The following is an 18,508-nucleotide window of genomic DNA, read 5'->3' on the forward strand; positions in this document are numbered from 1 at the left end:
TGCAGGGCATGGATCACCCGACGCACCCGGCGGCGCTCAAGGGCCTGATCCAGATCGAGGAGTGCCTGGACGCGCACGGCGGCATCGTCTTACCGCCGGGGGACACCCTGATCTCGCTGATCGAGCGCAACATCGCCAATGTCGGCGACGCGGTGGCGTTTCGCTACCTCGACTACGCCGGACCGGTCGAGGGCGGCGCCATCGAACTGACCTGGGCGCAATTCGGCCGGCGGTTGCGCGCCATCGCCGCCCGGCTGCAAGAGGTCACCGAACGCGGCGACCGGGTGGCGATCCTGGCGCCCCAAGGCCTCGACTACGTCGCGGGGTTCTATGCGGCGGTCAAGTGCGCAACCGTCGCGGTGCCTTTGTTCGCCCCCGAGCTGCCGGGGCACGCCGAACGCCTCGACACCGCGTTGCGCGATGCCACCCCGGCCGTGGTCCTGACCACCGCGGCGGTGCAGCGGATCGTCGAAGACTTCCTGCGCGCGCTGCCGCCGCAGGTGCAGCCGCACGTCGTCGTCATCGACGAGATCCCCGACTCGGCCGCCGTGGAGTTCGTGCCGGTGGATATCGACGTCGACGGGGTATCGCATCTGCAGTACACCTCGGGCACTACCCGACCGCCGGTCGGTGTGCGGGTGACCCACCGCGCGGTGGGAACCAACCTGCTGCAGATGATCCTGTCGATCGACATGCTGGACCGAAACACCCACGGGCTCAGCTGGTTACCGCTCTACCATGATATGGGCCTGTCGATGATCGGGTTCCCCGCCGTCTACGGCGGACACTCCACGCTCATCTCGCCCACGGCGTTCATCCGCCGGCCGCAGCGCTGGATCCGCGCCCTCTCGGATGCCTCGCGCCGCGGCCGGGTCGTCACCGCGGCACCGAACTTCGCCTACGAATTGACCGCTCAGCGTGGGCTGCCCGCCCCGGGCGCCGACATCGACTTGTCGAATGTGGTGATGATCATCGGGTCCGAGCCGGTGAGCATGCCGGCGATCACGGCGTTCAACGAGGCCTTCGCGCAGTACGGGTTGCCGCGCACCGCGATCAAGCCGTCCTACGGGATCGCCGAGGCCACGCTGTTCGTGGCGACGATCGATCCCGACGCCGAAGCGAGCGTGCTGCACCTAGGGCGCGAGCAGCTCGGCGCGGGGCGCGCGGTGCCGGTGGCCGCCGACGCCCCCGATGCGGTGGCACAGGTGTCGTGCGGCCGGGTCGCGCGCAGCCTGTGGGCGGTGATCGTCGACGCCGACGCCGGCCAGGAACTGCCCGACGGCCACATCGGCGAGATCTGGTTGCACGGCGACAACGTGACCGCCGGCTATTGGGGCCGCCCCGAGGAGACGCGGCGGGTCTTCGGCGCTCGACTGCGGCGTCGGCTGGCGCAGGGCAGTCACGCGCAGCGGGTGCCGAGCGACGGAACCTGGCTGCGCACCGGCGATCTGGGGTTCTATCGCGACGGCGAGCTTTATGTGACCGGCCGAACGGTGGACCTGATGACCATCGAGGGCCGCAGCCATTACCCGCACGATATCGAGAAAACGGTCGCGCAGGCCTCGACGATGGTGCGCAGCGGCTACGTGGTCGCGTTCACCGCAGACGCGAGCGACGGGCTGGTCATCGTCGCCGAGCGCGCCACCGGCACCGGCCGCAAGGATCCCGCGCCGGCGATCGACGCGATCCGGGCGGAGGTGTCGCGGGTGCACGGGCTGACCGCCGCCGACATCCGGTTCGTGCCGGCCGGGGCGATCCCGCGCACCACCAGCGGCAAACTCGGTCGTACCGCGTGCCGTGCGCAGTACCTCGCCGGCGGGCTGGATCCGCGCTGACGGCGCCGCACAGCGGGCGCACAGCGCAGACATGCCGGGCACCAAAAATAGCTAGATAACCTTCCTAAATCGTCTCGTCGGCGCGGATCGCCGGCCAGGTCATAAGGGGAGGCAATGGATTTCGGAGCCTTGCCGCCGGAGATCAATTCGGCGCGGATGTACGCCGGCGCCGGCCCGAGTTCGCTGCTGAGTTCCGCAACCGCCTGGCAGGAGCTGGCCGCCGAGCTCAATTCGGCCGCAGCGTCCTACGGCTCGGTGGTCGAAGGCCTGACCAGCGGGGCATGGACCGGGCCGTCGGCACTGGCGATGGCGGCTGCGGCCAGCCCCTACGCCACCTGGCTCAGCGCGACCGGCGCCCAGGCCCAGCAAGCGGCCGCCCAGCTCACCGCGGCGGTCGGGGCATATGAGACCGCCTACGCGGCAACCGTTCCGCCGCCGTTGATCACGGCGAACCGCAGCCTGCAGACAACGCTGATCGTGACGAACATCCTGGGCCAGAACACCGCGGCGATCGCGGCAACCGAGGCGGAGTACCTGGAGATGTGGGCCCAGGACGCCGCGGCGATGTACGGCTATGCCGCGGCGTCGGCGGCGGCCACCCGGGTCACGCCGTTCACCTCGCCGCCGCAGACCACCGACCCGTCCCGACAAGCCAGCCAGGCCTCGTCGGTAGCGCAATCTGCTGCGGCCACCACCGGAGCCGACACCGAGACCTTGATGAGCCAAGGGCCGCAACTGATCTCGACGACTCCGGCGGCGCTGCAGACGCTGGCGGCGCCGGTGACCGAGACGCCGTCGGGTACTTCGACGGCATCACTGTCCAGCCTGACCTCGCTGACCATGCCGCTGCGCATGGCGATGATGCCGATGAGCATGCTGATGCGGATGCTGATGACCGGGACCAACGGAGCCAAGGGTGCTGCCGCTGGTCTGGCCGCTGCCCCGGCAGCGGCGGCCGGTACCGCCGGTTCGGTGACACTGACCGGCTTCACCGGAGGGCAGGCTGCCACGGCCGGCCTGGGCCGGGCCGCCTCGATCGGGGCACTGTCGGTGCCGCCGGCCTGGACCGGCATGGGGGTGGCCACCACTCCGACGGCCACGGCGCTGCCGATCACCGGCGCTGTCGCTCCGGCGGGGGTGGGGACCGGGTCGGCGATTCCTCCGCTGGTTCCGTTCGGGAACCTGGGCGGCCGGGGCGGTTTCGGTCCCTCCGCCACCCAGTACGACTTCCGTCCTACCGTGATCCCACGGTCACCGGCAGCGGGGTAGTCGCCGCAGGCTGGACTTTGTGAATCCTTCTGGGCCACCAGAACCAGCGGCCGAGCAGGGCGGCGATCGACGGTGTGAGGAATGATCGCACGATGAGGGTGTCGAACAGCAATCCGATCCCGATTGTGGAGCCGGCCTGGCCGATCGAGTACAGGTCGCTGACCGCCATCGACATCATCGTGAACGCGAACACCAGGCCCGCCGCGGTGACCACCGATCCCGTACCGCCGATCGAGCGGATGATCCCGGTCTTGATGCCCGTCTTACTCCCGTCGCCGATTTCCTCCTGGAAGCGCGAGACCAGCAACAGGTTGTAATCCGAGCCGACTGCCAGCAGGATGATGACGCCGAACACCGGCGCGATCCAGTTCAGCGGCAGACCGAAGAGGTACTGCCACACCAGGACCGACAACCCGAACGCCGCGCTCAATGACAACAGCACCGTGCCGACGATCACCGAGGCTGCCACCAGCGCCCGGGTCAGCAGCAGCATTACGATGAAGATCAACGTCACTGCCGCCACCGCGACGATCAGGATGTCGTAAGTGGAACCGGACTGGATGTCGTTGTACACCGCCGCGGTTCCGGTGAGATAGAACTTGGCGCCGGTCAGCGGGGTGCCCTTCACCGCGTCGTGGGCGGCGGCCAGCATCGGCTCGACGAACGAAATGCCCTTGGGGGTGGCCGGATCCGCGTCGTAGGTGACGATGAACCGCGCCGCCTTGCCGTCCGGGGACAGGAACAGCTCCAAGCCCTTCTGGAAGTCCGGGTTGTCGAAGGCCTCGGGCGGCAGATAGAAGTAGTCGTCGGCCCGGGAGGCGTCGAAGGCCCGGCCCATCTCGGTGGCGGTGTCGGTCATCCGCGACATCTGGGTCACCAGTCCGGAGAAGGTCGAGTGCATCGAGAGCAGGCTGGCCTGCATGGATTTCGCGACCGCGATCATCGGCTCGAACTGCCCGACCATCTGCGGCATGACCGCGTTCATGTCGGCCATGTCGGCCAGCAGCGGTGCCATGTTCTCGCTGAACTTGTCCATCCCGTCGTAGGCGTCGAACACCGACCGGACGGCATGACAGACCGGGATGTTGAAACAGTTCTGCTCCCAGTAGAAGTAGTTGCGGACCGGACGCGCGACGTCGTCGAAATCGGCGATGTGGTCCCGGATCTCGTCAACGGTCGCATTGATCGTCACCATGTCGGTGGTCATCCGCTCGGTGGTGGTGTCCATCCGGTCGACCAGATCCCGCAGCCGCTCCATGGACTCGACGGTGGCACCCAGGTCGTCGCTCATCTGGAGCATGTCCGCCAGCCGGTCGTCCATGAACTGCAGATTCTGCTGGATGGGCACCGCCCCCATGCTGACCTGGAACGGGATGGAGGTGTGGTCGATCGGGCTGCCCAACGGCCGGGTGATGCTCTGCACCCGCTCCACTCCGCGGGTGCGGAAGATGTTCTTGGCGATCCGGTCCAAGATGATCATGTCGGCCGAATTGCGCAGGTCGTGGTCGGCCTCGACCATCAACACATCGGGGTTCATCCGGGCCGCGCTGAAGTGCCGTTCGGCGGCGTCGTAGCCGACATTCGCCGGCAGGTCGGACGGGATGTAATAGCGGTCGTTGTAGCTGATCTTCATGCCCGGCACGACGAGCATTCCGGCCAGGGTGACCAGCAATGCGCTCACGAACACCGCACCGGGCCAGCGGACGTTCGCGGTGCCGATGCGCCGCCAGCCGCGTCCCTCGACTCGTTTGGGGTCTAGCAACGGCGCGGCCACCGCGACGACGGCCGGCGCGACGGTCAGCGCGCCGGCGATCACCACCAGCAGGCCCAACGCCGACGGGATACCGAGCGCTTTGAAATAGGACAGCCGGGCGAAGTGCAGACACAACGAGGCCCCGGCGATGGTCAGCCCGGAGCCCAAGATGACATGCCAGGTGCCGCGAAACATTGAGTACCACGCGGTTTCGCGGTCCTCGCCGGCGTTGCGGGCCTCGTGGTAGCGGCCGATCAAGAAGATCGCATAGTCGGTGCCGGCCGCGATCGCCAGCGACGACAGCATCGCGACCACGAATGTCGAGAACCCCAGCAGGCCGCGGTCTCCCAGCAGCGCAACCAGGCCGCGGGCGGTGCCCATCTCGAAGCCGACCATCACCAGAGCCAGCGCCACCGTGGCAGCCGAGCGGTAGACGATCGCCAGCATGATGATGATGACCAGGCCGGTGACGGCCATCATCTTGAGCATGGATTTGTCGGCGGCTTCGGTCATGTCGGTGGTCAGCGCGGCCTGGCCGGTCACATACGCGCTCACCCCATCGGGCGCCGGGACCGACGCGACGATCTTGCGCACTGCGTCGACCGACTCGTTGCCCAGGGTGCTGCCCTGGTCGCCGGCGGTGTTGATCTGCGCGTAAGCGGCCTTGCCGTCGGTGCTCTGCACGCCGGCGGCGGTGATCGGATCACCCCATAGGTCAGAGATGTGCTGCACGTGGTGGTGATCGGCGGACAGCTTCTCGATCAGGGTGTCGTAGTAGCGGTGGGCGTCGGCTCCGAGTTCGGTCCGGCCTTCCAGCACCAGCATGACCATGCTGTCGGAGTCGAATTCGTCGAACTTCGCGCCGATGTGCTTGGCGGCGATCAGCGACGGCGCATCCTGTGGGGACATCGTCACGGCGTGCTCGCGCGCGACCGATTCGATCGGCGGCACCAGCACGTTGAGGCCGACGGTCAGCAGCAGCCAGAAGATGATCAGCGGCCACGCGAGCCGGCGGATCAGGCGCATGTATGCCGGGCGGGGGTTGTCGAGCGCACTCATGCGGCTTTGACCAGACAGAAGACCTGGGCGTGGTGCCCGGTGGCGTGCTGTTCGTCTTTGATGTCGCCGTTGACCGTGATCCGGCAGCCGATTGCGTCACCGTCACCCTGGGCCACCAGGTTGGCGATCACCGCCGGGCTCGTCGTGGTCATGGTGTGCGACCAGGGCAGGGTGGTGAACGTCGACTGCACCACCTGGGTCTGCTCGCCGAGGTAGCTGACTTTGCCGGTGGCTCCGCCGGGCCCGAAGATCTCGTAGACGATCCGCTTCTCGTTGATGGACGCGATCGGCGCTGATCCACTGCCATCCCAGCGGAAGATCTCGTCGGACCCGAACGCGCCGCGAAGGTTGAGCACCGCAACGGTTCCGGCGATAGCCGCCAGGGCGACGACCACCGGCACCCAGGTCCGTTTAGCGACTGTCAACAACGGTGGCTCCTCCGTAACTCAGCTCTGATCCAAACGATGGGGGATACTATACCCCGTAGGGTATATATGTGGGCCTGATGGTGCCCCTGGAGACCTGTGATCTGTGTTAAGGCGCGGGGCGGTTTCGCTGCGCGGCGACCGCTTCGCCGAGCCAGCGCCGCAGGAAGCGGCGAAGCCCGTCGGCGGAGCGATCGGAATCGTTGGGCGCCACGATGAACGACAACATGATCCGCAGGGTGAACTCGACGAGTTCGCGCAAGCTGGGCTCGTCGTAGCCGTGCTGTTTCCAGTCGACGTCGAACCGATCGATCATCCGCATCCCCAATGCCAGGGACTCCTGCGACGTCATCTCCCGGTTGAGCGGGGAGGTGGAGGACAGCATCGCGCCCAGCTGCGGGGAGCGGGTCACCGCGTCCAGGGTGTAGAGGGTTCCTTCGGTGAGTGCGTCGGCCGGATCGTGAATGCCCTGGACGTGTTCGGTCAGCCGATCAAGGAAGTCGTCGACCGAGGCGATGGCCACGGCGCGCATCAAGGCGTCGGCGGTGGGGAAGTAGCGGTACACCGTCTGCCGGATGACGCCCAGCGCGGCGGCGACGTCGGCCAACGACACCGCCGAGCCCGTCTCGGCCACCAGATCGACGGCGGCGGCGATGATTCGCCGGCCGGCTTCTTCGTCGTCGCGGGGCGGGTTACCGCCCCAGCCGCGTCGGCGTGCCATCAGCGGATCCCTTGACAACCGTCACGCATCGAACAATCATACGCGAAGACGTTCATTTGTATGTTGATTGCTGAGGTGGCCATGACCGATCTGATCGTGCGCAAGTTGCGGTTCGCATTCGCCGATCATCCCGTGCCGTTTGTGTGGAACGAAGCCAACCCGGCGTTCTCGTCGATGGCCAACGCGGTGTCATTACTGGCTATCGGGTTCGAGAAGATGATCGTCTCGACCATGGCCGACGTCACGCCGACGATCACCGACCCGGAGATCGCCGAGGAGGCCGATGCCTTCGTCCGTCAGGAAGGCCAGCACTCGATGGCCCACCGCGGACACGCACGGGCGCTGATCAAGGCCTACCCGGGGCTCAAAGAGACCCTTGACGAGTGCAACGCGATGTTCGACAGACTGGTCGCGGAGACACCGCTGCGCTACCGGCTGGCCTACACCGCCGATCTCGAGGCGACCTTCACACCGGTGTTCAAGCTGATGCTCGATCACGACGACACGCTGTTCGCGCCGGGCGATGACCGGGTCGCGTCACTGTTCTTGTGGCACTTCGTCGAAGAGGTCGAGCACCGCAGCTCCGCGCTGATCATCTACGACGCCGTCGTCGGCGACCCGTGGTACCGGATGCGGATGGCGCCGTCGATCTTCAAACACGTGATGAGCGTGATCAAGGTGGCGTGCCTGGGATTCAACAAGCACATCCCGCTGGCCGAGCGCAAGGTCGATGCGCTGTCGCTGTTCAGCACCTACCGCGGCAAACAGGCCTGGCGGCGGCGGATGCCGTTCGGCTGGCCGGCCGATCAAGGGCCGGTCGTCGACGCCTTCAAACATCTGCCCAAAGGCGAGGTGCTCACCGCCGTGAACGGTATCGTGCGTAGTCAGCTGCCCAATCACCAACCGGCGCACGAGAAGATCCCGGTGCTGGCCGAGGAGTGGTTCGCCCGCTACGACCAGGGCTACGACGTGACGAAGTGGTACACCGCCGAGGAGAAGAGCGCCTGATGTCCGACTTGTGTGCACCGACTTTCGAGCAGCTCGCCCAATCGCTGGGGTTCTCCTGCTGGGAGGCCGGCGGTCTGGTGGAGTTCCGCAACCCGTTGCAGCTGGAGAACTGGACGTTGCCGGTTCTGGAGCTCACCGTGATCATCGGGGCGGTGCTGGCACTGGTCTACGCGATCAACCGGTTCCGGCGCCACGGGGATGCCACCAACCTGGCGCTGTGGTTCGGTGCGATCGCCTACCTGCTGATCATCGAGCCGCCGCTGTACTTTCCGGCGGCGTTCGGCATCAGCGAGCATGTCGATACGATGTTCGCGCACAACGTGTTCACCGTTGATTTCCTGTGGGGCCGGCTGCCGCTGTACATCGTCGCGATCTATCCGATGATGGCGACCGTCGCCTTCGAGATCGTCCGCATCCTGGGGGTGTTCCGCCGCTACGGCGTCGTCGTCGGTGCGATCTGCGTGGGGTTTGTCCACCACGTTTTCTACGAGATTTTCGACCACCTCGGCCCGCAGCTGCGCTGGTGGGAGTGGTCGGTGGACAACCCGCTGAATCAGCCCATGTTCGCCTCGGTGCCGATGGGCAGCGTGGTGGTGTTCGCGGCACTATGGCCGGCGTCGCTGGCGTTCTGCGTCCAGCTGTTCGTCGGCCGCCAGGTCGATCAGGGCAGGCGATTCAGCGGGCCGCAAGTGGTGTGGCGCACCATCGTCATCGGCCTCGTGGCGTCGCTGGGGACCGGCATCCTACCGCTGCCGGCGACCCTTCTCGGTGCCGCCACCGACGGCAGGTTGCTGGGCATCGCTTATGCCGCAGAGCTTCTGGTCATCGTGGCGGTAGCCCTGCCGGTGCTCATCGTGCAGTGGCGGCGGCTGAGGCAGAACCCGGCCACCGCGGGCCGCCACGACAATCCGCTGATCGTCCGCTACGCGGCGGTGTACCTGGCGGTCATGACGGTGCTGTGGCTGACCGCCCTGCCGGCCTACCTCGGCGCGGTGGACGGGGTGACCGCCAACGGTGACCCGATCGGCAGTCTCTGGTACACCATCGGATGCTTCGTGGTGGCTTACCTGAGCGTCGCCGCCGCGGCCACCGTCCCGCCGATCCTGCCGGACACCGCCGAGCGGGCCGAGCACGCTCCCGTCGCGGTGTGATTCAGCGGCCTTGCCAGCGTGGTGGGCGCTTCTCCTGCCAGGCCCGCAAGCCCTCGGCGACGTCCTCGGTGGCCCCGGCGACCTTGCGCATGGTCTCACCGAAGCGGACCGCGTCGATCCAGCTCATGTCCGCGCTGCGCCACGCCACCTCCTTGGTGGCTCGCTGGGCCAGGGGAGCGGCCATGGTCAGGGTGCGCGCCCAGTCTCGGGCGGTCTCTTGCAGCTCGGACGGCTCGACCAGCTTCCACACCAGCCCGATCTCCTTGGCCCGCTGCGCGGTGATCGGTTCGCCGGTCAGCAGCAGCTCCATCGCGTTGGCCCAGCCCACCCGCTGCGGCAGTCGGATCGCGCCGACGATGGTGGGCACCCCGATCGACACCTCCGGGAAACGGAACACTGCCTCAGTGCTGGCGATCACGAAGTCGCAGAACAACAGTCCCGTCAGCCCGTAGCCGATGCACGGGCCGTGCACCGCGGCGATGGTCGGCTTGAAAAGCTCCATGCCACTTTCGAACGAGTTGATGGTGGGCTTCTCCCAGAACGTGCCGGGAAACGTGCCGACCGCGCCGACCGAATCCTTGAGATCGGCCCCGGCGCAGAACGCGTCGCCCTCGGCGGTGAGAATCCCGACCCAGGAGTCCTCCTCGGCCCGGAACCGGTCCCAGGCGGCGTTGAGATCCTGGCGCATGGCCCCGTTGATGGCGTTGCGGGCTTCGGGACGGTTCAGGGTGATGGTGGCGACGTGGTCGTCCAACGCATAGGTGACCAGAGACATGGCGCCACCGTACCGTCGGAGTCGTGCGATGGATCGTCGACGCGATGAACGTGATCGGTTCTCGGCCCGACGGCTGGTGGAAGGACCGCCACGCGGCCATGGTCCGGTTGACGCTGCAGCTGGAACGCTGGGTGGCCGCCGGCGACCGGCACGTCACGGTGGTGTTCGAAAAGCCGCCGTCCCCGCCGATCAGCTCGCAGCTCATCGAGATCGCCGCGGCGCCGCGGGCCGGCGCAGATTCCGCTGACGACGAGATCGTCCGGCTGGTGCAAAGCGCTGAGGAGCCACCCGACGTCACCGTGGTGACATCCGATATCAACTTGCTGGAGCGGGTCCGGGAAGCCGGCGCAAACACCTACCCCGCCAAGGGGTTTCGGGAGCTGATCGAGGGGCCGTAAGGCTCAGGCCGGCGGGCGCCCGGCCGCGGCCGCCCCGGCCCGGCGGCCGGCGAACACGCAGTCGGCGATCGAGAGCCCACTGACGTAGGACCGTGATGCGATACCGATGGCGGTGCGGCCGGCGCTGTAGAGTCCGGGGATCGGTGTGCCATCGGCGGTGATGACCGCGCCGGTGTCCTCGGCGACCCGAACCCCGCCCAGCGTCAGCATCGGGGTGGGCAGCAAGACGTTGGGCCGCACCGAGATATCCAGCAGGGTGAACGGGGCCTTGTCGATCCGACGGCAGAACTCGGCCGGCTTTCCGGCCGGGTCCTCGGTACCGGAGTCGATCGCGTCGTTGTGCGCCGCGACGGCGGCCTGCAGGCCTTCCGGGTCGATGCCGGCGGCCCGGGCGGCCTCGGCCAGCGTCCTCCCGCGCGCCGCGCCGGTGAACAGCAGCGCGGCGGCCTGGGCGCGCTGGAACCACAGCGTCTGGGCGAGCAGCTGCCGGCGGGCCTCCGACATGAGTGCGGCGTCGGCCAGGATCCAGCCTTTGCTGCCATGGTTTTTCACCAACGCTTGGCCCAGCGCCGCACCGTAGCGGGTCTCGTCGATCACCCGGGTGCCCTTCTCGTCGACGACGATCGCGGAGATGAAGGCGCTCGGCGGAGTGATGAACCGCCATGCCGAGACGTTGTCCATCCGGTCGGGCACCCCACCGACTCTCTGCGCCAACGCGATGCCGCTGCCGTCGTCCCCGCTGGTGCCCAACGGCAGGCCGCCGTTGAATTCCGGGGCGTAGCGCTTGCGCCACTCGGTGTTGGCGATGAAGCCGCCGGCGCAGATGATCACCCCGCGGCGCGCGGTGATCTCGATCGGCCGGGCGTAGCGGTCCTCCAGCTTCGCCAGGCGAAGGTCCATCGCGGCGCGCAGCGGCGGGTAATAGACGCCCGGCTTGGAGGAGATCGCGGCCAGCCTCGCGTAGCGCCGTTGGATGCGCCGCGGCGCCTCGCCCATGGTCAGGGCGCGCACCCCGGTCACCCGGCCCGACGGGTCCTGCAGCAGTGCGGTGACCCTGGTGTGCGCCCGGAAATCCACCCCGAGCTTGCGCGCCGAGTCGGCCAGTGGCGCATAGATCTTCTTGCCCGAGGTGCCCTTGCCGTAGGCGCGGTGACCGCGCTGCACCGGCGGGGTCTGCGCGCGGGAGACGCCGGCGTTCTCGCTGCCGGAGTGGTACAGGTAGTAGCGGTTGTTCGGAAACGACGTCTTGTAGGGGCACAAGGCGGCGTTGAACGGCACCCCGTGTTTGCTCAACCAGTCGATCATCTCCGGGCTGGTGTCCACGAAGCGTTGCAAGGTTTGCGGGCTGACCGCGTCGCCGACCTCCAGGCGCAGGTAGTCCAGCATCTGCTCGGCGGTGTCGTGTACTCCGGCTTCGCGCTGGATCGCCGTGCCGGCCCCGGCGTAGATGATGCCGCCGGAGATCGCTGTGGCACCGCCGCCGTTGGCGCGATCGAGCGCGATGACCTCAGCGCCGAGTTCGGCGGCGGTGATCGCCGCGCAGGTGCCGGCCGCGCCGAACCCGACCACGACGACGTCGGTTGTCAGGGTGCTGATCACGCGCAATCTCCTCCACGAGCTGGTCGACCCCGAATGTAACAGTCGGTAGTCGGCCGTCGACAAGAGTGACCAGCGATGATGATCTGCAGTCGGGACGCAAGCGGAACACGTTCTAGTTGCCGTGGAACGCTCCGAGTCCCGGCCTTGCCGGGTTTGGGGCGGGGGACAGGCGAAGATGAACCCCATGACTGTCCGGTTCCTGCGCACCCTCGCCGCCCTGGCCTTCGTTCTCGCCGCCGCGCCGGCGCCCGCCGGTGCGGCGCCGGGACCGGATCCCGCCGCGGTCGCCGCCGATGTGGTCGCCGCCGACCAGGCGCTGCGTAATCCGTCCGCGCGCGAGCAGGTGCTTGCGGCCGCGGCCCGTCGCCAGCAGGTCGCCTACCGCGCCCTGGGCGCGCATCCCGAGTGGGACACGATCGCCCGCCCGCTGATCCCGGCCGCACTGCTGGAGGTCTACGACCGCAACATCGACGCCCGCCGCCAGCTCATGGCGCTCACCGAGCCCAAATCCACCATGCCACCGTGGCGAGTGGTGCCACCGGTACCGGCCAACGAGCTGATGGCCGCCTACCGCGCGGCCGAGGCCGCCTCCGGGGTGCCGTGGAACTACCTGGCGGCCATCAACTTCGTCGAGACCGGCTTCGGCCGCATCAACGGAGTCAGTGACGACGCGGCGCAGGGCCCGATGCAGTTCCTGCCCTCGACGTTCGCCGCGTACGGCAACGGCGGCGACATCCACTCACCGCGCGATGCCATCATGGCGGCCGGAAGACTGTTGGCCGCCAACGGTTTTGCCACCAACCGCGACAAGGCCATCTGGAACTACAACCATTCCGATCACTATGTGCGCGCGGTTAACGACTATGCCGAGGTCATGGGTGGCGATCCGGCCGGATTCGCGAGTTACTACCGCTGGGATACCTACTACCGCACCACGGCCGGGGATCTGTTGCTGCCGATCGGGTACGTCTCGACGACGCGGATCCCGGTCGAGCAGTACCTGGCCGCGCACCCGCAGTGACGCGTCAACCCTGCTGGGCCCGCCACTTGTCCAGCGCGCGGCGGTCCCGTTTGGTGGGCCGCCCGGCGCCCCGATCCCGTGCGGCCACCGGAGCAGGAGCAGCCGGTGGGGGCGGCGGCGTGCGATCCAGGTAGCAGGTCACCGCGTCGGCCGCACCGACCCGCTTCTGAATCACCCGCACGACCTCGACGGTCCTGGTGCGGTCACCCACCCGGGCGCTCACGACGTCACCGGGGGACACCGGCGTCGCCGGCTTGGCCGGCCGGTTATTGACCCGCACATGCCCGCCGCGGCAGGCCGCAGCGGCGTCCGGCCGGGTCTTGGTCACTCGCACCGCCCAAAGCCACCGATCCACCCGGGCCGATTCCATGGCGCTGCGGCTCAGCGGGCCTTGAGGATCTTGATCGCGAAGACCAGGGTGTCGTCCGGCAGGATACCGGCGGCCGGCTGGCCCTCGGGGTAACCGTCGGCGGGAATCATCGCGACCGCCACGGTCGAGCCGACTTTCTGGCCGGCGATGGCCTTCTGGAAGCCCGGCACGACGCGGTCGAGTCCGAACTCCACCGGCTCGCCCCGCTCGTAGCTGCTGTCGAACACCGACCCGTCGCGGCCGTTGACGCCCATGTAGCAGACCGACACGCGCGCGTTATCCGCGACGACCGGTCCGTCGCCGGCCTTGAGCGTCTGCACCTGCGTCTGAGTCACCGTGAACGGTGCCTCCACGGCGACGCGCGGGGCGGCGGTCTCGGTGGAGCCGGTCACCGCGACGCTGCCGCTGGAACCGGGCAGTGTCCAATCGGCTGCACCGCCATCGGCGGGCGGTGTCGACGGACAGACCGACGGCGTCTGGTTGGTGGGGGGTACGAACAGATCCGTGACCGAGGAGGTGCGCTCCGAGGAGGTGTTGTCCTCGGAGTTGCCGCACGCGGTCAGCGTCATTCCCAGGCAGAGGGCACCGGCAGCGAACGCGACGAAAGAGGGGGCGCGAAAGGAAGTCACCCGGGCCACGCTACAGCCCTACTGTCTGCACATGCCGGGCGATCAGCGGCCGGCGCGAGTCACCGGTGTAGCATTCTGCTATAGGTCGTTACATGATGCTACGAAAGCAGGAGGTCGCTCATGCCTGAGGCCGATCGGGTCACCAGGTTCGCGGCGGACCTGGTGGACGCCGCCACCGTCGAGGGCGCCCGGCAAAGCAGGTCGGCTAAACAGCAGCTCGACCACTGGGCGCGGGTCGGCCGAGCGGTGTCGGCGCAACAGACCGCGGCACGGCGGCGGATCGAGGCGGCCATGGCCGGTCAGCTGGACGTCGGTGTGCTGACTGGCGACGAAGGTGTGGTGTTCAACGCGGAGATTTCCGCGGCAATCGAGAAGAATCTGGCCCACACCAACTACGGCGACCTGCTCGCCGAGCGGGGCATCACGACAGTCGCCCTTGATGACGACGGCCGACTCGTCGAATACCGGCCCGACGGCACCTCGGTGGTCCTGGAGTCCTCGCCCTGAGGCGGCTCGACCTCGTCGTCGGCCCGAACGGGGCGGGGAAGTCGACCTTCGTCGCACTTACGCTAGCGCCGCTGCTGCCGGGAGCACCGTTCGTGAATGCCGACGAGATCGCCAGGAGTCGTTGGCCCGATGAGGTCGCGGCGCGCGCGTATGACGCAGCGCGGGTGGCTGCGCAGACCCGGATGGCACTCATTGAGCAAGGACGCTCGTTCATTGCCGAGACGGTGTTTTCGCACGAGTCGAAGCTCGAGCTGATCGCTACGGCCCTTGCTCATGACTACACAGTGGTGCTGCATGCGGTTCTGATCCCCGAGGCGTTGGCCGTGCAGCGGGTGCGGTATCGGGTGGCCGCCGGCGGCCATGCGGTTCCCGAGGAGAAGATTCGGGAGCGCTACTATCGGCTGTGGCCGTTGGTTACCGAGGCGATCGGAATAGCCGACGTCGCAACGGTTTACGATAACTCGCGCACCACCGGTCCCAAGATCGTGGCGCAGTTTGCCGGGGGCGCACAGATCGGAGCGCTGGTCTGGCCGGCCTGGACGCCCGAGGCCTTGTCCCAACGCTGGCGTAGCGGGCCCTAGGAGGTCTTCACCACCAGCTTGCCGACGTTTTTGCCGTCGAAGAGCATGTTGATGGCGGTCGGCAGCTGCTCAAAACCCTCGACGACGGTCTCGAGCGGCGTGAGCTTCCCCGCGGCGATCAGTTCGGTGATCTCGCTGTTCGCCTCCGGTGCACGAAGAAAGTGATCGAGCACGATGAAGCCCTGCAGGGTGGCGCGCTGGATGAGCAGGTTTCCGAACGCGCGCGGTCCAGGTGGCGGGTTGGTCGCGTTGTAGCCCGAGATCAGCCCGCAGAGCGCAATCCGGGCACCGATATTGACGCGGGCGAAGACCGCATCCATGATGTCGCCGCCGACGTTCTCGAAGTCGACGTCGATGCCGTCGGGGGTTGCGGCGGCGAGCTGGGCCGCCCAGTCGCCGGCCCGGTAATCCACCGCGGCGTCGAAGCCGAGCTGGTCGGTCAACAGCGCGCACTTCTCTGGGCCGCCGGCGATCCCGACGACGCGCGCGCCGTCGGCCTTGGCGAGTTGGCCCGCAATCGAACCGACCGCGCCGGCTGCGGCCGAGACGACGACGGTCTCGCCGGGCTTGGGCTTGCCGATGTCGCGGATCCCGATCCACGCTGTGAGCCCGGTCATACCCAGGGCGCCCAGGTACGCGCTCGGCGAGACCCCCTCGGTCACATCGACCGGGAACAACGGCGTCGCGTCCGAGACGACGGCGTACTCCTGCCAGCCGGTCAGGCCCTGCAGGATCTGGCCGACGGGATAGTTCGGATTATTCGACGCGACGACCTCACCGAGTCCGGCCGCGCGCATGACCTCTCCGATCCCTACCGGCGGCAGGTACGACGGAGTGTCGTTGATCCACATGCGGTTGGTCGGGTCCAGCGAGATCCAGTCGACGCGCACCAGCGCCTCGCCATCGCCGATGGCCGGCACCGCCTGTTCGCTGAGTTCGAAGGTGTCCGGGCCGATACGGCCGGTCGGGCGTTCGCGGAGCAGGAAGCGGCGGTTTCGATCGGCCATGAACGCACGCTACCGGGATACGGGGTCGAGTAGAAGGGCAACCGGAGACCGCGGCCACGGCTATACCTGGCACACTGTCGGTGTGGCACAAATAACCTTGCGTGGAAACCCAGTGACGACGGCCGGGGACTTGCCCGCGGTGGGGGATGCGGCGCCCGCATTCTCGCTGACGGGAACGGACCTCGGCACGGTGGACAGTGCTCAGTTCGGTGGTAAGCCGCTTTTGCTGAACATCTTCCCGTCCATCGACACCCCGGTGTGCGCAACGAGCGTACGGACGTTCAACGAACGCGCTGCGGCAAGCGGTCTCACCGTGGTGTGCGTGTCGAACGATCTGCCGTTCGCCCAGAAGCGCTTCTGCGGCGCCGAGGGCATCGAGAACGTGACTACGGCCTCCGCCTTCCGGTCCAGCTTCGGCGGGGATTACGGGGTGACCATCACGGATGGTCCGATGGCCGGGCTGCTCGCGCGTGCCGTCGTGGTCATCGATGCAGGCGGCAAGGTCGCCTACACCGAGCTGGTACCGGAGATCGCCAGCGAGCCCAACTACGACGCGGCCATCGCAGCACTGAGCTGATCGGCTGCCACTTGGCCGTCCCGGCGCGTCATACTGGGCGTACTCAACCGGTAAACGGCGCGGGCTTGAGGTAGCTGACCAGGCTGACGTCGAGCATCTCGTCGGCGAAGTAGTGCTGGCAGCCGCGCAGGTACTTCATGTAGCGCTCGTAGACCTCTTCGGACTGGAGCGCGATGGCGACATCCTTGCGGGCTTCCAGTGCATCGCCCCAGATCTGCAGGGTCTTGATGTAATGCGGACGCAAGGAGATCGCTTCCGGGACAAGGAATCCGGCTCTTTCGCCGTGTTGGACCATCATGTCGGTGGTGGGCAGCCGGCCGCCCGGGAAGATCTCGGTGACCATGAATTTGATGAACCGGGCGGTTTCGAAGGTGAGCTTCTTGCCGCGTGCGTTCAGGTCGTAGGGGTGGAAGCTCACGCTGCTCTGAATCGCCATCCGGCCGTCGTCGGGCAGGATGTCGAAACACCGGGCGAAGAACTCGTTATAGCGCTCGTGCCCGAAGTGTTCGAATGCCTCGATGGACACGATCCGGTCGACCGGAAGACTGAATTCTTCCCAGCCGTGCAACAAGACCTCGCGGTTGCGATCGGAATCCACGGAGTCGATCAGTTGCTGCGCGTAGGCGCGCTGGTTTTTCGACAGGGTCAGACCGATGACGTTGACGTCGTATTTCTCGAGGGCGCGTTTCATGGTGGCGCCCCAGCCGCAGCCGATGTCGAGCAGCGTCATGCCGGGAAGCAGATTCAGTTTGTCGAGATTGAGGTCGATCTTGGCGATCTGGGCCTCTTCCAGCGACATGTCCGGTTCTGCGAAGTAGGCGCAACTGTAGGTGCGGGTCGGGTCTTGGAACAAGCCGAAGAAGTCGTCGGATAAATCGTAGTGCGCCTGGATATCTTCGAAATGCGGGCGCATCGCCTCGGAGCCGTCGGGTGCCTCGGTCATGGTGACCCCTATTTCTCCAGAGTGAACTGATTGACGTCGATGTAGCCGTCGCGGAAGCCGTTGGCGCAGCCGGTCAGGTAGTGCATGTAGCGGTCGTAGACCTCTTGGGACTGGATCGCGATGGCCTCTTCGCGGTGGGCTTCCAACGCGGTCGCCCAGCAGTCGAGTGTTCGGACGTAGTGCGGTTGCAGGGACTGGCGGCGGGTCAGCGTGAATCCCGCGCCCGCCGAGTGGTCTTGCACCATTTCGATGGTGGGCAACCGTCCCCCCGGGAAGATCTCGGTGACGATGAACTTGACGAAGCGGGCCACTGTGAACGTCAACGGCAGACCGCGCTCGGTCATCTGGGGAAACGTCAAGCCGGAGATGGTGTGTAGCAGCATCACCCCGGACGGGGGCAGGACGTGATAGGCCATGGCGAAGAAGTCGTCGTAGCGCTCGTGGCCGAAATGCTCGAAGGCGCCGATGGATACGATCCGGTCGACGGGTTCGTCGAAGCATTCCCACCCCTCCAGCAGCACCTGCCTGCGGCGGGAGGTGTCCATCGCGTCGAGGGTCGCCTGGGCGTGCACGGCCTGGTTTTTGCTCAGGGTCAGGCCGATGACGTTGACGTCGTATTTCTCGATGGCGCGGCGCATCGTGGCGCCCCAGCCGCAGCCGATGTCGAGCAGCGTCATCCCCGGCTGCAATCCCAACTTGCCCAGGGACAGATCGATTTTGGCGAGCTGAGCCTGTTCCAGGGTCATGTCGTCGCGTTCGAAGTAGGCGCAGCTGTAGGTCTGGGACGGATCGAGAAACAGCCGGAAGAATTCGTCGGACAGGTCGTAGTGGGCCTGCACGTCGTCGAAATGGGGTTCGAGATCTTTGGGCATATGTTCCG

General features: G+C 67.2%; 19 protein-coding genes. 9 read left to right on the forward strand and 10 right to left on the reverse strand.

Features of this window, described 5'->3' with window-relative positions; all coding sequences use genetic code 11:
- Nucleotides 1–8 precede the first annotated feature (8 nt).
- Both A5771_RS12265 and A5771_RS12270 read left to right on the forward strand, forming a co-directional pair.
- The gene (locus tag A5771_RS12265; protein WP_064855489.1) at nt 9–1,835 is read left to right on the forward strand and encodes a fatty acyl-AMP ligase; all 1,827 of its coding nucleotides are present in this window, start codon (nt 9–11) and stop codon (nt 1,833–1,835) included.
- Nucleotides 1,836–1,949: 114 nt separating this feature from the next.
- Nucleotides 1,950–3,104 carry a PPE family protein gene (locus tag A5771_RS12270; protein WP_064855490.1) on the forward strand — a complete coding sequence of 385 codons (1,155 nt, stop codon included), beginning with the start codon at nt 1,950–1,952 and terminating at the stop codon, nt 3,102–3,104.
- On the opposite strand, the gene A5771_RS12275 is transcribed toward A5771_RS12270, so the two are convergent.
- The 3 genes from A5771_RS12275 to A5771_RS12285 all read right to left on the reverse strand — a co-directional run bounded on the left by A5771_RS12275 (nt 3,070) and on the right by A5771_RS12285 (nt 7,062).
- Complete coding sequence (locus tag A5771_RS12275) at nt 3,070–5,916, reverse strand: RND family transporter (RefSeq protein WP_064855491.1); 2,847 nt, start codon at nt 5,914–5,916, stop codon at nt 3,070–3,072. The two genes, A5771_RS12270 and A5771_RS12275, sit on opposite strands and share 35 nt — an antisense overlap.
- The gene (locus A5771_RS12280) at nt 5,913–6,344 is read right to left on the reverse strand and encodes an MmpS family transport accessory protein (RefSeq protein ID WP_064855492.1); all 432 of its coding nucleotides are present in this window, start codon (nt 6,342–6,344) and stop codon (nt 5,913–5,915) included. Before A5771_RS12280 ends, A5771_RS12275 begins: the two co-directional genes overlap by 4 nt.
- 106 nt (nt 6,345–6,450) lie before the next feature.
- Nucleotides 6,451–7,062: a TetR/AcrR family transcriptional regulator gene (locus tag A5771_RS12285; RefSeq protein ID WP_064855493.1), complete on the reverse strand. Its 612-nt coding sequence runs from the start codon at nt 7,060–7,062 to the stop codon at nt 6,451–6,453.
- 81 nt (nt 7,063–7,143) lie between these two features.
- On the opposite strand from A5771_RS12285, the gene A5771_RS12290 reads away from it, so the two are divergent.
- Nucleotides 7,144–8,070 carry a metal-dependent hydrolase gene (locus tag A5771_RS12290; RefSeq protein ID WP_064855536.1) on the forward strand — a complete coding sequence of 309 codons (927 nt, stop codon included), beginning with the start codon at nt 7,144–7,146 and terminating at the stop codon, nt 8,068–8,070.
- Nucleotides 8,070–9,221: a hypothetical protein gene (locus tag A5771_RS12295; RefSeq protein WP_064855494.1), complete on the forward strand. Its 1,152-nt coding sequence runs from the start codon at nt 8,070–8,072 to the stop codon at nt 9,219–9,221. The genes A5771_RS12290 and A5771_RS12295 overlap by 1 nt, the downstream gene beginning before the upstream one ends.
- Before the next feature lies 1 nt (nt 9,222).
- On the opposite strand, the gene A5771_RS12300 is transcribed toward A5771_RS12295, so the two are convergent.
- Entirely contained in the window at nt 9,223–9,996 is a 774-nt protein-coding gene (locus A5771_RS12300) for an enoyl-CoA hydratase/isomerase family protein (RefSeq protein WP_064855495.1), read from the reverse strand.
- 23 nt (nt 9,997–10,019) lie between these two features.
- Here A5771_RS12300 and A5771_RS12305 point away from each other — a divergent pair, with 23 nt between their 5' ends.
- Nucleotides 10,020–10,394: an NYN domain-containing protein gene (locus A5771_RS12305; RefSeq protein ID WP_064855496.1), complete on the forward strand. Its 375-nt coding sequence runs from the start codon at nt 10,020–10,022 to the stop codon at nt 10,392–10,394.
- A gap of 3 nt (nt 10,395–10,397) precedes the next feature.
- On the opposite strand, the gene A5771_RS12310 is transcribed toward A5771_RS12305, so the two are convergent.
- Nucleotides 10,398–11,993, reverse strand: a complete 1,596-nt coding sequence (locus A5771_RS12310; RefSeq protein WP_234783036.1) for an FAD-binding protein — start codon at nt 11,991–11,993, stop codon at nt 10,398–10,400.
- A gap of 184 nt (nt 11,994–12,177) precedes the next feature.
- Here A5771_RS12310 and A5771_RS12315 point away from each other — a divergent pair, with 184 nt between their 5' ends.
- Nucleotides 12,178–13,014: a lytic transglycosylase domain-containing protein gene (locus tag A5771_RS12315; RefSeq protein ID WP_064855498.1), complete on the forward strand. Its 837-nt coding sequence runs from the start codon at nt 12,178–12,180 to the stop codon at nt 13,012–13,014.
- A 4-nt stretch (nt 13,015–13,018) separates the two neighbouring features.
- Here the strand turns inward: A5771_RS12315 and A5771_RS12320 are convergent, their stop codons facing one another.
- Together A5771_RS12320 and A5771_RS12325 are read right to left on the reverse strand one after the other, a co-directional pair.
- Nucleotides 13,019–13,384 (reverse strand): RNA-binding S4 domain-containing protein, encoded by a 366-nt coding sequence (locus A5771_RS12320; protein ID WP_064855499.1) that lies wholly within the window; start codon nt 13,382–13,384, stop codon nt 13,019–13,021.
- Between the two features lie 11 nt (nt 13,385–13,395).
- Nucleotides 13,396–13,953: an FKBP-type peptidyl-prolyl cis-trans isomerase gene (locus A5771_RS12325; protein ID WP_064855500.1), complete on the reverse strand. Its 558-nt coding sequence runs from the start codon at nt 13,951–13,953 to the stop codon at nt 13,396–13,398.
- A gap of 180 nt (nt 13,954–14,133) precedes the next feature.
- Here A5771_RS12325 and A5771_RS12330 point away from each other — a divergent pair, with 180 nt between their 5' ends.
- Entirely contained in the window at nt 14,134–14,520 is a 387-nt protein-coding gene (locus A5771_RS12330) for a TA system antitoxin ParD family protein (protein WP_064855501.1), read from the forward strand.
- Complete coding sequence (locus tag A5771_RS12335) at nt 14,517–15,101, forward strand: AAA family ATPase (protein ID WP_064855502.1); 585 nt, start codon at nt 14,517–14,519, stop codon at nt 15,099–15,101. Before A5771_RS12330 ends, A5771_RS12335 begins: the two co-directional genes overlap by 4 nt.
- Here the strand turns inward: A5771_RS12335 and A5771_RS12340 are convergent.
- Entirely contained in the window at nt 15,098–16,108 is a 1,011-nt protein-coding gene (locus tag A5771_RS12340) for an NADP-dependent oxidoreductase (RefSeq protein WP_064855503.1), read from the reverse strand. The two genes, A5771_RS12335 and A5771_RS12340, sit on opposite strands and share 4 nt — an antisense overlap.
- Before the next feature lie 82 nt (nt 16,109–16,190).
- Between A5771_RS12340 and tpx the strand changes: the two genes are divergently transcribed.
- Nucleotides 16,191–16,685, forward strand: a complete 495-nt coding sequence (gene tpx / locus A5771_RS12345; RefSeq protein ID WP_064855504.1) for a thiol peroxidase — start codon at nt 16,191–16,193, stop codon at nt 16,683–16,685.
- Between the two features lie 43 nt (nt 16,686–16,728).
- On the opposite strand, the gene A5771_RS12350 is transcribed toward tpx, so the two are convergent.
- Both A5771_RS12350 and A5771_RS12355 read right to left on the reverse strand, forming a co-directional pair.
- Nucleotides 16,729–17,628: a cyclopropane mycolic acid synthase family methyltransferase gene (locus tag A5771_RS12350; RefSeq protein ID WP_064855505.1), complete on the reverse strand. Its 900-nt coding sequence runs from the start codon at nt 17,626–17,628 to the stop codon at nt 16,729–16,731.
- 8 nt (nt 17,629–17,636) lie between these two features.
- The gene (locus A5771_RS12355; protein ID WP_064855506.1) at nt 17,637–18,500 is read right to left on the reverse strand and encodes a cyclopropane mycolic acid synthase family methyltransferase; all 864 of its coding nucleotides are present in this window, start codon (nt 18,498–18,500) and stop codon (nt 17,637–17,639) included.
- Nucleotides 18,501–18,508 lie beyond the last annotated feature (8 nt).

Source organism: Mycolicibacter sinensis (assembly GCF_001667375.1).
Classification (GTDB): domain Bacteria; phylum Actinomycetota; class Actinomycetes; order Mycobacteriales; family Mycobacteriaceae; genus Mycobacterium; species Mycobacterium sinense_A.

Bases quoted from the DNA above. Each gene is read 5' to 3' on its own strand.
- A5771_RS12300 (WP_064855495.1), bottom strand. From the start codon at position 9,996: ATGTCTCTGGTCACCTATGCGTTGGACGACCACGTCGCCACCATCACC.
- A5771_RS12315 (WP_064855498.1), top strand. From the start codon at position 12,178: ATGACTGTCCGGTTCCTGCGCACCCTCGCCGCCCTGGCCTTCGTTCTC.
- A5771_RS12270 (WP_064855490.1), top strand. From the start codon at position 1,950: ATGGATTTCGGAGCCTTGCCGCCGGAGATCAATTCGGCGCGGATGTAC.
- A5771_RS12330 (WP_064855501.1), top strand. From the start codon at position 14,134: ATGCCTGAGGCCGATCGGGTCACCAGGTTCGCGGCGGACCTGGTGGAC.
- A5771_RS12340 (WP_064855503.1), bottom strand. From the start codon at position 16,108: ATGGCCGATCGAAACCGCCGCTTCCTGCTCCGCGAACGCCCGACCGGC.
- A5771_RS12265 (WP_064855489.1), top strand. From the start codon at position 9: ATGGATCACCCGACGCACCCGGCGGCGCTCAAGGGCCTGATCCAGATC.
- A5771_RS12355 (WP_064855506.1), bottom strand. From the start codon at position 18,500: ATGCCCAAAGATCTCGAACCCCATTTCGACGACGTGCAGGCCCACTAC.
- A5771_RS12275 (WP_064855491.1), bottom strand. From the start codon at position 5,916: ATGAGTGCGCTCGACAACCCCCGCCCGGCATACATGCGCCTGATCCGC.
- A5771_RS12350 (WP_064855505.1), bottom strand. From the start codon at position 17,628: ATGACCGAGGCACCCGACGGCTCCGAGGCGATGCGCCCGCATTTCGAA.
- A5771_RS12320 (WP_064855499.1), bottom strand. From the start codon at position 13,384: ATGGAATCGGCCCGGGTGGATCGGTGGCTTTGGGCGGTGCGAGTGACC.
- A5771_RS12290 (WP_064855536.1), top strand. From the start codon at position 7,144: ATGACCGATCTGATCGTGCGCAAGTTGCGGTTCGCATTCGCCGATCAT.
- A5771_RS12295 (WP_064855494.1), top strand. From the start codon at position 8,070: ATGTCCGACTTGTGTGCACCGACTTTCGAGCAGCTCGCCCAATCGCTG.
- A5771_RS12285 (WP_064855493.1), bottom strand. From the start codon at position 7,062: ATGGCACGCCGACGCGGCTGGGGCGGTAACCCGCCCCGCGACGACGAA.
- A5771_RS12325 (WP_064855500.1), bottom strand. From the start codon at position 13,953: ATGACGCTGACCGCGTGCGGCAACTCCGAGGACAACACCTCCTCGGAG.